The following is a 14,920-nucleotide window of genomic DNA, read 5'->3' on the forward strand; positions in this document are numbered from 1 at the left end:
ATGGTGGCGCTTTATTGCTTTAAATGTACGTTAACTTGGGCTGCTTAGTCGTAAATGATTATGAAGTTGTTATTTCTTTGTTTAAGATTCTAAGTAAGAATTACTCTATTGGCTGCGGCTATAATTTCAGATGCAAAACGCACTGTTGAACTGTTTTGTGTTGCGTCGTTAAAAAACGGGAGCAAGTATGGAGTTGTTGAACATGTTGACAAGCCAGCTCAATGTTTCGGAGCAGCAAGCCAGTGGCGGCGCAGGATTGCTCTTCAAACTGGCTCAGGAGAAATTAGGCGCAGGAGAATTCAGTCAGATTACAGAGGCGATTCCAGGCATCGATAGACTCATTTCATCTGCTCCTGATTCCGGTGGTTTGTCCAGCGTGTTAGGGGGACTTGCTTCTTCTTTTGGCGGCAGTGGAGGTCAGCTTGGAAATCTTGTTTCCTTGGCTGGAGGGTTCAGCAAGCTGAATCTGGATGCTGACATGATCGCTAAATTTGTTCCCATCGTCCTTTCATTTGTCAAATCTCAAGGTGGGGATGCCCTGGAAGGTATGCTTGCAAACGTACTTGGTTAAATTCATAACGTATTTTTACATAACGCATAAAATTAACAGGAGGTCGATTATGGCTTATGTAACCATCGATGGCGAGAAGTACGAAAAAGAACTGCTTGACCTTGCCAAAAAACATACGACTGGTAAAGGTGAAGAGAAGTTATCGAAAGACGAAGTTGCTGATCTCTTCAAATCAGCCGCCGACGGCCAGGGAGTAACCGAGACGGAGAAAAATACCCTCGCCTATATTCGTAAGAACTTTGTGTTTACCGATGCCGCTGCAAAGGATTTTGATGAAGCATTTGCCAAGCTTTAAAATTGTCAAAGGATCGCTCTCTGAGAAAAACAGCTGTTCCTGAAGCGAAAGTCACAAGCTGCTGTCAAGAGCAGCATTCCTTTCGACGGAGCGATTTTTAACCATTGTTCTGTTTGAAAAAAGCCGCATTCGACAGAGATGTCAAATGCGGCTTTTTTTTGTGAGTGCGGTTGAGCAGGATTGGCACTGAGTTCTCATTTCACCCCGTTGTTCTCAATCCTCCTGAAATGGCGTTGACGGTCAGCAGCAGTTCGGGGAGTAGCGATTCTGCCTGTTCCTGATTGCCGGTGGCTTTGTGGTTGCGCCAGCGCTTGAGCAGGTCGATCTGGAGGCTGTGAAGCTTGCCGAGTCCCTCCTTCCGGTTTTCGATGAAGCGATAGACGTTGAAATACTTCTCTTTGAGCGAGCCTCCATAGATCAGTTCGAGAAGGCGCATGGTTCGCAGGTATTCGGCCTGAATCATGCCGAGCAGGTTTTCGCGGATCGTGCGATCTTCAACCAGCGAGGCGTACTTCTCCATGACCCAGGGATCAGCCGACAGAACGCTGGTGGCAACATTGTTGATGATATAATGGAACGGTGCCCACGAGAAGTCGGTTTGGCGCATGATGTCAAAACTGTCGGGATCGGTGGTGCGCAGCTCTTCGAGGGCCGTACCAGCGCCGTACCATCCGGAGATGCCGAATCGCGCCTGGTTCCAGCTGAAGACCCACGGAATGGCGCGCAGATCGTCGAGGCTCTGCTTGCCGGTTCGGCGCGCCGGGCGGGAGCCGATGCGGCTCGATTCGATGATGTCGATCGGCGTGGCCTGGCGGAAGAAGTCGAGTAGTCCGTCAGCTTCGATGAGCTGCCGGTAGGCCTGGTTGCTGCTTCGTGCGAGCAGATCCATCGCCTTTTCGAGTGGATGAGGTCGGTAGCCATCCTTGCGGTGTTCGAGCCGGGCTTCGGTGATGCCGGCAAGGAACAGTTCGAGATTGTAGGCCGCGCTGATGCGGTTGGCATACTTCTGCGCGATGGTTTCGCCCTGCTCGGTGACCCGCAATCCTGCGTCGAGCGAGCCGTGGGGTTGGGCACGGATGAAGCGGTGGGTCGGCCCGGCTCCACGGCTGATGCTGCCGCCCCGGCCGTGGAAGAAGAGCACGTCGATACCGTGCTTGCGACCGGCCTCGATCAACCGCTCTTCGGCGCGGTAGAGGCCCCAGAGGCTGGTGATGATGCCGCCATCCTTGTTGCTGTCGCTGTAGCCGACCATCGCCTGCTGCACCGGTTTGCTGCGTCCATGCAGCTCCTGTTGCAGAGCGATGCTGCGTCGCGTAACCGGATGAGCAAGAAAACGGTCGAGGATGTCGTGACTGCGTTCCAGATCGTCGATAGTTTCGAAGAGCGGCACCACCGGAATCGGGCAGGCATCGCCATCACCGTGCGGCTCCATCAGGCCGACTTCGCGGGCGAAGAGATAGACCACCAGCAGATCCGACACATTTCTCGTCATGCTGACGATCAGCGAGCCGATGCCGTCGTAGCCGTACTGCCGGGCGTGTTCGAACAGCACCCGGTAGCAGGCGAGCACCGTTTCGGCTTCGGGCCCGACCTGCATGTCGGGGTGGGTGAAGGGGCGTGGTGAAAGCAGTTCGCGTTCGAGAAATTCCATTCGCTTTTCCTCGCTCCATTCGGGGAAGCCAGCCCCGTCAAGTCCGGCGGCGGTCATGAGTTGTGAAAGAGCCAGATCGTGGAAGCGGCTGTTCTGCCGGATGTCGAGCCTGCCGAGATGGAAGCCGAAGGTCTGGGCGATACGAAACACCGGGGCGACATCGCCAAGCGAGATGTTTGCCCCACCGATTGCCGAGAGCGACGACATGAAGAGTTCGATGTCTGAAAGCAGCTCGGTGTGGCGTTTATACTGGTAGTGGGCCGGTTCATCAAAATGCTCCTGCAAGCTCTCATCTGGAAGGCTGGCGATCATGAGATTGAGGAACTGCCGCCACGGTTCGTGACGGTTCCTGTCGAGCGCACGCTGTCCCTCTTCGCCGAGCTTGTGGCGCATGATCTCCATCCGCTCCTCCATCGCTCCGGTTGGTGACTGGAAGCGCCCCGAGATGCTGAGTTTTGATGCGAGCTGTTCGAGATGGTGTCGGACAAGCCGGATGGCGTGACGGCGCATCTCCTGAAGGGTCTCCCGGGTGGTGTCAGCCGTTACCAGCGGGTGTCCGTCGCGGTCGCCGCCGACCCAGCTTCCGAAGGAGAGACGCGGCAGGTTGCGCGGGTCGGCCGTGATTTTCGGATCAAATCCGGCCACACTCCACGCCTTTTCAAGACGCTGGTCGATCATGGGGAGCACGTCGGGAAAGATTGTGTGCAGATAGTGCAGCACGTTCTGGCGTTCGGTGCCGACGTCCGGTTTTTCGAACAGGATTTCACCGGTGCGCCAAAGCCGTTCGAGCACCACCTTGATGTCGGTGCGGATTTTTTCCCGTTCGGCGGGCGTCCACATGCGGTTTTCGCGTTTGACAAGCAGCAGATAGAGTTCGCGGTGCTGTTCGAGCACCGTGCGCCGTTTGGCCTCGGTAGGGTGGGCCGTCAGCGTTGGTTCGACCTCGATGTTCGGCAGCTCGGCAGCGATTTCCGCCTCCGTGATGCCAAGCTTTTGCAGATGTCGGAGTGCCTCGCCCCACAATCCGCTGAGCGATTCAACCCCTTCGTTTGATTCGAGTTGACGTCGATACTGGGCAGCCGAGTTCTCCTCGGCCATGTTGAGCAGCTGGAAAACCACGGACAAGGCCTGAACAGCCCGTTCGGGATGCTCGCATTCCGTGATGGCGCCACTGTGTTCGCCGCGAAGGTGCGTGGCGAGTTTTGTCTGGCCAAGCTCCTGAAGAACTTCGATAAAGCAGTCGAGCAGGAATTGGAAATCGATTGCGGCTTTGTCGAAATCGACAACGCTCATCGTGGTGGTGATCATGGTGGCAATCTCAATGTCAGTAGTTCAGGAAAGGAGGCATTTACTCCCGGAACTTAAGCTCTTCGATATTCGCCGCAAAATTCGCTCTTTTGCCCGGGTTTGTGTAGCTGCAATGATTAACGCTTTTTAGATGCAAATGTTTGCCCCCTTTGACAATTATGTTTATCTTTCTCAATAAATTTATGCAAGCGGCTAACACCTAATCCATTACTTGTTATGGACAACAAATCAAACGGTAAGCTTATTGCTTTGGCAATCGGCGGGGCTGTGTTAATGGGGACATTGTTTTTCTTGGTATCATTCCTGACCGGCTACTCTCCGGCGCCGAATCATTCGGCCATTCTCACTCCTCTGCGGTCGTTCATGGGATGGTTCCTGCTTATCTTCTGTGCCTCTCTGATTATCATGGGTCTTGGCAAAATGTCCGGAGCTATCAGTGACAAGTGGTTCCTGAGCTTCCCGCTAAGCATCTTCGTCATTGTCATGGTGATGTTCTTCAGCCTCAGGTTTTACTGGGAAAAAGGTCGTACCACCACTGTTGATGGCAAGTACATCCGTTCGGTTGAGCAGCTTAATGACTTCCTCAACAAGCCGGCCGCTACCAGCGATCTTCCTCCGGTCCCGGCTGATTTCGATTTCGCAGCAGCTGAAAAGCTGACTGATGCAAAGTGCAACAAGTGCCACACGCTCGGTTCGGTTGCCGATCTGTTCCGTACCAAGTACAAGAAGACCGGTCAGGTCAAGCTCATCGTCAAACGTATGCAGGGCTTCCCCGGAGCCAACATTTCTGACGACGAGGTTATTGAAATCGGCACCTGGCTTCAGGAGAAATTCTGATTCTTCTGCCGGACAGTCGTCCGAACCCTTATTCAGAACAGCAGCGCCCCGGAAATCCGGGGCGTTCTGTATTGTGGGGGTTTACTTCTCGGCGGTATAGCTGACCGTGACGGTTTCGGTGATCCCGCCTCTGGCGTTCCAGTCGGTTTTGACCGTCATGCTTTTTGGCTGGCATGCTTCGACCAGATGGTCGAGAATCGTGTTGGTGATGTTTTCGTAAAAGATGCCGGCGTTGCGGAACTCAAGGAAGTAGTACTTGAGCGACTTCAGCTCGATGCAGCTTTTGTCGGGCACGTAGGTGATGGTGATGGTGCCGAAGTCGGGCAGGCCGGTTTTGGGGCAGACCGAGGTGAATTCAGGATTGACGATCTCAATGGTGTAGTCCCTGTTGGGGAAGGTGTTGTCGAAAACTTCGATGATCTCTTTGTTCATGGTTCTTGTTGGTGTGGATGGTTATCGGTTGTCTTTTCACGCCCCAAAATAGAAAACAGCCGAAATATTTGTTGCGATATTTAGAGCGCTTCTGATTCGCTGTATGGTTTTTCCCGTTATTTCCGGCTCCATGAAGCTTCAGGGGTAACCACAATCTTAACGTGTCTTTCATGCCATTTGACAGATATCGGGTGCAATCCGGTGGACTTGTTGACGATGAGTTGGCTCGCATTCGCCAGCAGCTCGCTGCCGAGTATGACCTGCAAGAAGTGTCCTACCGTTTTGCAGAGAGCGATTTCAGCTTTCTGAGTGTTCTCGACAGCTACGCCCTGCTCGATCGCATCTCTCCCGAAGAGTTTGTAAAGGACGAGCAGATGCCCTATTGGGCTGAAATCTGGCCTGCCGCCGTGACCCTTTCGCGCCAGATTATGGAAACCGGCGAGCTTGCCGGAAAGTCGGTTATCGAGCTTGGCGCAGGGGTTGGCATCGCCAGCATTGCGGCGGCCAGAAGCGGCGCGCGAGTGCTAACCACCGATTACTCCACTGAGGCTTTAAAGTTCGTGGCGTACAACGCACTGCGCAACCGGGTTGATCTCGACACCTGCCGCCTTGACTGGAGGCTGGTCAAGGGTGATGAAAAGTTTGACTCGATTATCGCGGCTGACGTGCTGTATGAGCGTGTCAATCTGTTGCCCATCGTTACTGCCATCGATGCTCTGCTGGCCGAAGGCGGCTCGGCCTGGATTGCCGATCCGAGAAGAAGACTTGCCGACCAGTTTCTCGAACTGGTGCAGGAAAACGGGTTCAGGATTTCAGAAAAGCGCATGTATGATGTCGAGGGCGATCAGACGGTTGCCGTGACCATCTACAAGCTTGAGCGGGTAAAGGCATGATGGCTAATGGTTCGATTGTATCGTCTGGCCAATCCCTTCCGGAAGGGGGATGGTCGTGGCATGGTGGTAGCGGCGCTATGATCTGGCAGCTGATGTTTGCTGACAGCGGGCTCCTTTTTGGCTTGAAGCGTTTTCCTGAACAACGCCGTGCTTCGCTGTTCTGCCTTGATTCGGAAACCGGCCGGATGCTGTGCGATGATTTCGTGCTCACCGGTGGTGCCGATTTTGCCGAACCTGTTGGTGACGGATGGATGATCGGTCTTGAAACCACCCACAGCAATCTGCTCTTTTGCCATGGTTTTCAGCCGGGAAGCCCGGAGCATCAGGGTATCTGGGCGGTCGATCTTGCCGAAGGTACTCTGGCCTGGGGCCGTCCGGACGTAGCTTTTGCGGCCAATCTTGGTGAGTCCGTTCTTGCCTATAAATCCCGCGTTTTCGCTGGTTTCCCCGAGCGGGATTACTTCCTGATCGATCCTCTTACAGGCCGGGAGGTCGAGCACATTGGCACTGATCCTGAGCGCTTCAATGCTTTGCGCAACGAAGCCGTCGGCGAGGAGGAGCGGCAGGGGGTTGTGCTGCCTTCAGCAGGCATGGACGAATTCGGGCATCTTGAAACCATCAGGCTCGGTGGCTCAACCGTAACGGTGATGCATCGGCTGGTCAGTGGGGGGGGAACGGAAAACGCATGGAACTCGGTTCTTGCTCTTAATGCGGGCGATCGTCTCCTTTTCGAGGATACGATGGGCCAGGCCGGAGCGGCGCCGCTGTTCAACAACTTTCTTGTCAGGGACCAGCGGCTCTATTACATCAAAGAGAGAGAAATGCTCGTCAGCATCGATCTCTCATGAACGTAACCTTTTCATGACCATAAACCGTTCAAGGCAGCCGGAAGATCACGAAGTGGCAAGGTGCCGGTGGCTTGAACCTTTTCTTTCTCATCTGCAGGCGGCCAGAAACGTTTCACCCAAAACGGTCACCGCTTACCGATGCGATCTTCTCCAGTATTTTTCCTTCCTGAAAGAACAGGCCGGCCTTGACAGGCTTGAAGCTGTTGAACCTGAACGGGTGGAGGTTGCTGATGTCAGGCTCTTTATGGGTCACTTGCTCGACAAGGGGATACAGCCTCGCTCGATTGCCCGAAAGCTCGCCTCGGTCAAAAGCTTCTACCGTTTTCTCCTCGAAACCGGAAGGATCAGTTCGTCGCCGCTCTCACTGGTCGTTACGCCACGTCTGGACAAAAAAGTGCCTCGCTTTGTAAGCGAAGAGGAGGCCCGCCAGCTTTTCAGGCGTTTCGAATCGCAGGAGGATAATGCGGCTTTACAGGGTGATGGAAAAAAGGCTGAAGTCCGGCAGTTTGAGACTTTTCGGGATCGTGCCGTGCTTGAGGTGCTCTACGGATGCGGCCTTCGCTTGTCGGAGCTGATCGCGCTTGAACGGGCCGATGTCGACTTGGTGCACGGCTTTCTCAAAGTGACCGGAAAAGGGCGCAAGCAGCGTATCGTGCCGCTTGGCGAACCCGCCGTGGAGGCGCTCAGAAAGTATTTTGAAGTCAGACGAAACTTCTTTAGAATACCTTTAGAGAGGACAGGTGAATCGTCCAGGGTTTTCGTCACATCAAGAGGAAGACAGCTCTATCCTATGCTTGTCCAGAGAATGACAAAGAGGTATCTCACCCCGGTTTCCGAGTCGGAAAAGAAGAATCCCCATATTCTCCGACACAGTTTTGCCACACATATGCTCAACGGCGGCGCAGATCTGAAAAGCGTCAGCGAAATGCTCGGTCACAGTAGCCTGACGACCACGGAGTTGTACACGCATGTGACGTTCAGCAGGCTGAAGGAGATTTACGATAAAGCCCATCCAGGGGCTTGATCTCTGTCGTTCGCCGAAAGTTGTTGACAAGGCAGAATTGATGCCGGTTTCGTTCTTTGCAAGTTTATAATTCTTTAATGGAGGTAAGTATGACTAAATCCGTTACCAGTGATGCGGTTACCGTCAAGGTCACCCTTCGGCACTCGAACAATCATGGCACTATAGAAGAATATGCCCGTGATGCGGTTTCAGCACTTTCTAAATATTATCCCGGACCACTCAATTGTCATGTGATTCTCGATCATCAGAAGCACGAGCATGATCAGAATAAAATGGCCGAAATCACTGTGCATGTGCCGCAGCACGATTTTGTCGCTCGCGAGTCTGCCCCGACTTACGAACAGGCGATTGACAGCTGTATCGATATCCTTTCACGACAGCTTAAAAAACTGAAAGACAAGCAAAGCACTTTCTGAAATCGGCAATCGCAACAGGGTCAGCACGCTGACCCTGTTGCAGTATCGGGCTTTGCAAACACCATGATTTCCCGGGCATGAATTTCGACCAGAAGGGACTGAAAAAGCGATCGATTACGGTCGCCTATTTTTTTGAGCATATTGAGAAGCGATTCGAAATCAGGTTTCGCCGTCTCAACGATGTCGATGAGCAGAATCGGCGAATCTATGAGCGCGATCTGCATCGTCCCGGTCTTGCCATTGCTGGATTTACCAAGCTTTTTACCTACAAAAGGGTACAGATTCTGGGCAATACCGAGACCCGGTATTTGAATCACCTCTCTTCTGAAGAGCGTCGGGCGGCATTTGAAAAATTTGTCAAATTCAAAATGCCGTGCATTATTCTGACCAGCAACAACAAGCTCGATCCGGAGCTGATCGACATGGCTGCTGATGCCGGAATTCCGGTGTACGTCACCAGATGTTCATCGACCAGAACCATTTATACCATCACCGATTTTCTCGATGAGCAGTTCTCCCAATATCAGCAGTATCACGGTTCTATGGTCGATGTGTATGGAGTGGGTGTTCTGTTGGCAGGAAAAAGTGGTTTGGGCAAATCCGAGGTTGCACTCGATCTTATCGAACGAGGTCATGGCCTGGTGGCCGATGACGTGGTTGTGGTGAAGCGCCGGGGGCAGACCAATACGCTGGTAGCCACACGCAACAACATCATCGACCATTTTATGGAGATTCGCGGGTTGGGCGTGGTCGATGTGCGGCAGAATTTCGGTATCAGGGCAATTCGTGATAAAAAAGTGGTGCAGGTGGTGGTCGAGCTGCTTGAGTGGAGTCAGGAGGCTGAGTATGAACGCCTCGGGCTCGACCAGAAAAGCGTCAATCTTCTCGGTGTCGATGTGCCGTTGGTACAGCTTCCTATTTTCCCCGGCAAGAACATCACGGTCATCATCGAAGTGGTGGCTCTGAACTTCCTGTTGAAACGCTATGCAGGGTACGTGGCTGCCGAGGCACTGACCGAGAGAATCAGTAATGTTATGAACAAAAACCGTAGCGATTCGGCCAGTGGCCCTTTTATCATTCCCGAATATTATGACGATGAAATTGAATAAGGCGTTTCATTCACTTTTTCCTGTCGTTCTGCTTGCTGCGGTGACGTTGTTGTCGGCCTGCTCGAAGTCAGGTGGCAAAAATGCAGCTCTCTCGGCGGCGGCCAGGGATACCACGCTGGTCATCGGCATGCTCGGTGACGCCGATTACCTCAATCCGGTGATCGGTGCTTCGTTGACCTCGAGTGAGATTAGCGGCCTGATCTATCCGGGGTTGCTGCAGGGCGAGTTCGATACCAAAACCGGCCTGCTCAATTACCTTGCTCTTGAAAAGCGGTTACGCCCATCGTCCGGTCCGGATGACAAATCGCCGAAAGCTGCGCTGGCCAGAACCTGGTCCATGTCGCCCGACCACCGCTCGATCACCTACATTCTCAGGGATGACGCGAAATGGGCCGACGGCCAGCCGATCACGTCGCGCGATTTCAAGTTTACCTACAAGTTGTACGGTAACCCGATCATTGCCAGCCCGCGCCAGCAGTTCCTGGCCGAGCTTGTCGGCGCGGATAAGGGGACGGTCGATTTCGACAAAGCCATCGAAACGCCGAACGACACCACGCTGGTGTTTCATTTTTACAAGCCGGTGCCGGAGCATCTTGCCCTGTTCCACACCTCGCTCACGCCGGTGCCGGAACATCTCTGGAAAGATGTAAAGCCCGAAGAGTTCCGCGAGTCGAAGCTCAACCAGCAGCCTGTGGGTGCGGGGCCGTATCGCCTTGCGGAGTGGAACAAGCAGCAGTCGCTGGCGCTTTCGTCGAGTCCTTCGTGCAATCTGCCCAAGCCGGGCAATATCAAGCGCATCGTCTGGCGCATCGTGCCCGACTACACTGTCAGGCTCGCCCAGCTTCAGACGGGGGATGTCGATGTGGTCGAAAGCGTCAAACCCGAGGATTTCGACGCGGTGCAGAAAGCCAATCCCGATGTGGAGGTCAAAACGGTCGGGCTCCGGGTCTATGATTACGTCGGATGGATGAACATGGATGGTGATTATTACAACAAGACCGGCAAAGTTCGCCCGCATCCGCTTTTCGGTGATCCGAAGGTCAGGCGTGCTCTGACCATGGCCATCGATCGCCAGTCAATCATTGATGGCTACCTTGGCGAGTATGGTGTGTTGGCCAAAACCGATATTTCGCCCTCGCTCAAGTGGGCCTTCGACGATTCGATCAAGCCGTGGCCCTACGATCCGACTCAGGCCTCCAGACTGCTTGCCGGTGCCGGCTGGGTTCCGGGGCCCGACGGCATTCTGCAGAAGGATGGTCGCAGGTTCAGCTTCGTGCTCTACACTAACGCCGGAAACGCTCGCCGCAACTACGCGGCGACGATCATCCAGCAGAACCTGAAGGAGATCGGCATCGACTGCAAAATTGAAATTCAAGAGTCGAACGTCTTTTTCCAGAACCTTCAGGAGCGCAAACTTGATGCCTGGATGGCTGGCTGGTCGATCGGTCTTGAAATCGATCCGCTCGATGTCTGGGGTTCCGATCTTGAGAAGAGCCGTTTCAATTTCCCCGGCTACATCAATCCGAGGATCGACAAGCTCTGCGAGCTGGCCAAGGAGAAGATGCGCACCGAGGACGCCCGCCCCTACTGGGTCGAGTACCAGCGCATTCTGCACGAGGATCAGCCCATAACCTTCCTCTACTGGATGCGTGAGACGCAGGGCTTCAACAAGCGGATTCAGGGCGAGAAGCTCAACATCTCAGGCAGTTTCTACAATATCGACGACTGGACTTTGAGGCCGTCGTCATCGATTGCGCCGTAACGGTATGCTGAAGTATATCCTGAAACGGCTGTTGATTGCCGTGCCGCTCGTGTTCGGGGTGCTGACCCTGACCTTTTTTATCATCCGGCTTGCGCCCGGCGATCCCGCGGCGTTTTTCATCCAGCCGGGCATCAGCCCCAACGTGGCCGAGCAGATTCGCCAGCAGTACGGGCTGAACGATCCGCTGCCGGTGCAGTACATCAAGTGGCTTGGCAACGTGCTGCAGGGGGACTTCGGTCGCAGCTTCAGCCGCGCGCAGCAGCCTGTGTTCGAGGTGATTTCGCAGGCGCTGCCGGTCACGATGACCATCGCCGTGTTGACACTCATCGCCAACTTCGTGTTCGGTATCATTATCGGCGTCATCTCGGCGGTCAAACAGAACAGCTTTTCCGATCGCTTCCTGACGGTTACGGCGCTCTTTTTCTACTCGATGCCGGAGTTCTGGCTCGCCCTGATGATGATTATTCTGTTCGCCCTGAAATGGCCGCTTTTTCCGGTCTCCGGCTTGAACGAGGTGGGGGCGGAGAGTTATGGCGCGTTCGGCTTCATCATGGACCGGATCTGGCATCTTGTTTTGCCGGTTACGGTGCTCAGCATCAACGGCGCGGCGGGCATCGCGCGCTACGTGCGGGGCAGCATGCTGGAGGTGATCCGGCAGGACTATATCCGCACGGCGCGGGCCAAGGGGCTGAGCGAGCGGGTGGTGATTATCAAACACGCCCTGCGCAACGCCCTTCTTCCTGTGGTTACGCTGATGGGTAGCTCGCTACCGTTCATCTTCAGTGGCGCACTCTTTATCGAAGTGATCTTCGCTTTTCCAGGCATGGGCCGCGTTACGGTCGAGGCGATTTTCGCCCGTGATTATCCGCTGATTATCGCCAACACCTTCGTCTCCGGCACCATGATCGTGCTGGGCAATCTGCTGGCCGACGTGCTGTATGCCGTGGTCGATCCGCGGATCAAACTGTGAACCAAAATGATGAGTCTGAGTGAGGATTGAAGCCCTGAATACCGCCCCCGACGCGACGGAAGTCCGGTTCGAGGAGCAGATAAGGCCGCAGAGCATGAGCGATTTTGCCGGTCAGAAAAAGCTGACCGACAATCTGAAGGTGTTCATCACTGCGGCGCGAAAACGCGGCGATGCGCTCGACCATGTGCTGCTTTCCGGGCCGCCAGGACTTGGCAAAACCACGCTTGCACACATCATCGCCGCCGAGATGGGTGGGGGCATCAAGATCACCTCCGGCCCGCTGATCGACAAGGCGGGTAATCTGGCCGGGCTGCTCACCAGTCTCAAAAAGGGAGACATCCTTTTTATCGACGAAATCCACCGTTTGGCTCCTGCGGTCGAGGAGTATCTCTACTCGGCGATGGAGGATTACCGGATCGACATTCTGCTCGACAGCGGTCCGGCTTCCCGCGCAGTGCAGCTCAAGCTCGAACCCTTCACGCTGGTCGGCGCGACTACGAGATCCGGTCTCTTGACCTCGCCGCTCCGGGCCCGTTTCGGCATCAACAGTCGCCTTGATTACTACAGTCCGGAGTTGCTGCAAAGCATCATCGTCCGTGCGGCGGGCATCCTGAATATCGGTGTCGATGAGGACGCGGCCATGGAGATCGCCCGCCGCTCACGCGGCACCCCGCGTATCGCCAACCGCCTTCTGCGGCGCGCGCGCGATTTCGCACAGGTGGCCAATGAAGCTTCGATCTCGCTTGCCGTCGCCCGGCGGACACTTGAATCGCTTGAAATCGATGAAGGTGGTCTCGACGACATGGACAAGAAAATTCTCGAAGCGATCGTGCGCAAATTCAACGGCGGCCCGGTCGGCGTGGCGTCGCTGGCCGTTTCGGTCGGCGAGGAGCAGGATACCATCGAGGAGGTCTATGAGCCCTACCTTATTCAGGTCGGCTATCTTGCCCGAACTCCGCGCGGTCGGGTGGCGACCAGGCTTGCCATGCAGCGCTTTTCCTACCCTGGCATGCAGGATCATGGGCCGCTCTTCGACCACAATTCATGACGCCTGAAGCGAACAACAGTAAGCCTCGTGCTGGTCGTCGGCTCTTCATGTCGGCCTTGACTGCCTTGTCGCTGCTCTCCGCTCCTGCAGGCATGAATGCTGCACAGGCGGCGATCGATCGTGCACCCTTGTCACAGAAGGTCATGCCGGATTATGTGCAGGCTCTGCTGCTCAACATGAAGGGGGACTACTGGGGCGCTATCGAGGGGCTGAGAAAGGTCATGGCTGTTCTGCCCGATGAACCGGCCGTTCGATTTTCGATCTCCCAATCCTACCGTCACTTGGCCGTTCTCGATTCAGCCAGGGTTTACGGCGAAGCTGCCGTGAAGCTGGCGCCGTCTAACCCGCACTATCATCTCTATCTTGCCGATCTTGCGCAGGATATGCATGATTACAATCGCTCGGCCGAGCTGTACGGGCAGGCGTTCGATCTCCAGCCGGACAAACCGGAGCTTCTTTACCTGCAGGGGCTCGAACTCATGTCGGCCAATCAGCCAGAGCCGGCGATCAGGGTGTTTGAAAAAGCGGTAAGCCTCGATCCGTATAACGACAATGCGCTGTCGCAGATTTTACAGCTTCAGATCAGGCTTAAGCGTTTTCCGGAGGCTATCGAAACCTGCAACAAGATGCTGGAAATCGATGGCAGCAACCTGAAACTCAGGCTGATACTTGCGGAGCTGTATGCAAAAAATAACCAGGCGGCGCGTGCTGTTGCCACGCTGAAAGAGGTTATCCAGACCGATCCCGGCTATGTTCCCGGATGGAGTGCGTTGTTCGACTTTTACATCAGTGCCGGACGCTCTGCTGATTTCCGCCGTGAGCTTCGCGCTTTTCTCGATTCCAAGGCAGCCTCTTCAGAAAAGATCGACGACCTTGCCCGTCTTTTCATTGTCCGTTCCGGAAAGCAGGAGCAGTATGAAGCCCCTACCCGCGAGTTTCTTGACGAGCTCATTGCAGTCCGTCCTCGGGAGAGCAAACTGTTTGTGCTGAAGGGATTGTTCGAAATGATCCATGATCGGCAACGCGCCGGGCAGCTCTGTTTCAGCAAGGCGGTTGAGCTCAATTCCTCCAATGCCGAGGCCTGGGAGGCTCTGATTTCCGCGCATATTTCGATGAATGAAAAGACACAGGCCTATGCTCTTCTCCGGAAAGCCAATGCGGCGCTCCCTGGAGAAGGCTTGCGCTGGAAGCTGCTCGAAGGCTCTCTTTTGCTGCAAGCGGGAGAACCAAAAAAGGCTGCAACGGTGCTTCAACAGGCCGTCCGCATGAAGATGACGGATGATGATCTACCGTTGTTGATTCGAGCACACATCAGCCTTGCGTTGGCCTATGACGGACTTGGCATGAAAAATCGTTCGAGGCAGGCTTACACCACAGTGCTGAGACTCGATGCCCACAACTCCCTTGCGATGAACAACCTCGCATACCTGCTTGCCGAAGAGGGAATCAAGCTTCGGGACGCGCTGTTACTGGCTACCAATGCCGTGCTTCTCGAGCCGGACAACGGGGTTTATCTCGATACGCTCGGCTGGGTGAACTACAAGCTTGGCGAGTATGATCGGGCCCGGATTCTGCTTGAAAAGGCGATTGAGACGGGTATTGAGGAGCCCGAAGTTTATCTCCATCTTGGTGAGGCGTACCGGAAGCTTGGCGATGAGCCGAAAGCGAAGGAGATGTTTGAGAAAGCAAAAGCAGCTTCTCGAAAAGCAGGAAAAGAAAAAAGCGGTCATTGACCGCTTTTTTCTTTGTTCGGAAC

The 14,920-nt window shown here is 54.7% G+C and carries 14 protein-coding genes; 12 read left to right on the plus strand and 2 right to left on the minus strand.

What is annotated here, in order from left to right; translation table 11 throughout:
- Window positions 1–187: 187 nt before the first annotated feature.
- Window positions 188–571: a DUF2780 domain-containing protein gene (locus CPAR_RS02785; RefSeq protein WP_012501801.1), complete on the plus strand. Its 384-nt coding sequence runs from the start codon at window positions 188–190 to the stop codon at window positions 569–571.
- A gap of 49 nt (window positions 572–620) precedes the next feature.
- On the plus strand, window positions 621–866 hold the full coding sequence (locus CPAR_RS02790) for a hypothetical protein (RefSeq protein WP_012501802.1): 246 nt from the start codon (window positions 621–623) through the stop codon (window positions 864–866).
- A gap of 199 nt (window positions 867–1,065) precedes the next feature.
- On the opposite strand, the gene CPAR_RS02795 is transcribed toward CPAR_RS02790, so the two are convergent.
- Complete coding sequence (locus tag CPAR_RS02795) at window positions 1,066–3,825, minus strand: phosphoenolpyruvate carboxylase (RefSeq protein ID WP_012501803.1); 2,760 nt, start codon at window positions 3,823–3,825, stop codon at window positions 1,066–1,068.
- Between the two features lie 216 nt (window positions 3,826–4,041).
- On the opposite strand from CPAR_RS02795, the gene CPAR_RS02800 reads away from it, so the two are divergent.
- Window positions 4,042–4,662, plus strand: coding sequence for a photosystem P840 reaction-center cytochrome c-551 (locus CPAR_RS02800; protein WP_012501804.1), 621 nt, complete (start codon window positions 4,042–4,044; stop codon window positions 4,660–4,662).
- An 81-nt stretch (window positions 4,663–4,743) separates the two neighbouring features.
- Here CPAR_RS02800 and queF read toward each other — a convergent pair whose 3' ends face one another.
- The gene (gene queF / locus CPAR_RS02805) at window positions 4,744–5,094 is read right to left on the minus strand and encodes a preQ(1) synthase (RefSeq protein ID WP_012501805.1); all 351 of its coding nucleotides are present in this window, start codon (window positions 5,092–5,094) and stop codon (window positions 4,744–4,746) included.
- Between the two features lie 170 nt (window positions 5,095–5,264).
- Between queF and CPAR_RS02810 the strand changes: the two genes are divergently transcribed.
- From CPAR_RS02810 to CPAR_RS02850, 9 genes are all read left to right on the plus strand, one after another.
- Window positions 5,265–5,987, plus strand: a complete 723-nt coding sequence (locus CPAR_RS02810; RefSeq protein ID WP_012501806.1) for a class I SAM-dependent methyltransferase — start codon at window positions 5,265–5,267, stop codon at window positions 5,985–5,987.
- A complete protein-coding gene (locus CPAR_RS02815) occupies window positions 5,984–6,835 on the plus strand; it encodes a DUF4905 domain-containing protein (RefSeq protein WP_156773357.1) in 852 nt (283 codons plus the stop codon). Before CPAR_RS02810 ends, CPAR_RS02815 begins: the two co-directional genes overlap by 4 nt.
- A gap of 13 nt (window positions 6,836–6,848) precedes the next feature.
- The gene (locus CPAR_RS02820) at window positions 6,849–7,859 is read left to right on the plus strand and encodes a tyrosine-type recombinase/integrase (protein WP_012501808.1); all 1,011 of its coding nucleotides are present in this window, start codon (window positions 6,849–6,851) and stop codon (window positions 7,857–7,859) included.
- An 89-nt stretch (window positions 7,860–7,948) separates the two neighbouring features.
- Entirely contained in the window at window positions 7,949–8,275 is a 327-nt protein-coding gene (locus CPAR_RS02825) for an HPF/RaiA family ribosome-associated protein (protein ID WP_012501809.1), read from the plus strand.
- Window positions 8,276–8,352: 77 nt separating this feature from the next.
- Window positions 8,353–9,384 (plus strand): HPr(Ser) kinase/phosphatase, encoded by a 1,032-nt coding sequence (gene hprK, locus CPAR_RS02830; RefSeq protein WP_012501810.1) that lies wholly within the window; start codon window positions 8,353–8,355, stop codon window positions 9,382–9,384.
- A complete protein-coding gene (locus tag CPAR_RS02835; RefSeq protein ID WP_012501811.1) occupies window positions 9,371–11,146 on the plus strand; it encodes a peptide-binding protein in 1,776 nt (591 codons plus the stop codon). Before hprK ends, CPAR_RS02835 begins: the two co-directional genes overlap by 14 nt.
- A 4-nt stretch (window positions 11,147–11,150) precedes the next feature.
- Window positions 11,151–12,116, plus strand: coding sequence for an ABC transporter permease (locus CPAR_RS02840; protein ID WP_012501812.1), 966 nt, complete (start codon window positions 11,151–11,153; stop codon window positions 12,114–12,116).
- A gap of 19 nt (window positions 12,117–12,135) precedes the next feature.
- Window positions 12,136–13,164 (plus strand): Holliday junction branch migration DNA helicase RuvB, encoded by a 1,029-nt coding sequence (gene ruvB, locus CPAR_RS02845; RefSeq protein WP_012501813.1) that lies wholly within the window; start codon window positions 12,136–12,138, stop codon window positions 13,162–13,164.
- The gene (locus tag CPAR_RS02850; protein WP_156773358.1) at window positions 13,161–14,897 is read left to right on the plus strand and encodes a tetratricopeptide repeat protein; all 1,737 of its coding nucleotides are present in this window, start codon (window positions 13,161–13,163) and stop codon (window positions 14,895–14,897) included. The genes ruvB and CPAR_RS02850 overlap by 4 nt, the downstream gene beginning before the upstream one ends.
- The last annotated feature ends 23 nt before the right edge of the window (window positions 14,898–14,920 follow it).

The sequence above is a fragment of the Chlorobaculum parvum NCIB 8327 genome (assembly GCF_000020505.1).
Lineage (GTDB): Bacteria > Bacteroidota > Chlorobiia > Chlorobiales > Chlorobiaceae > Chlorobaculum > Chlorobaculum parvum_A.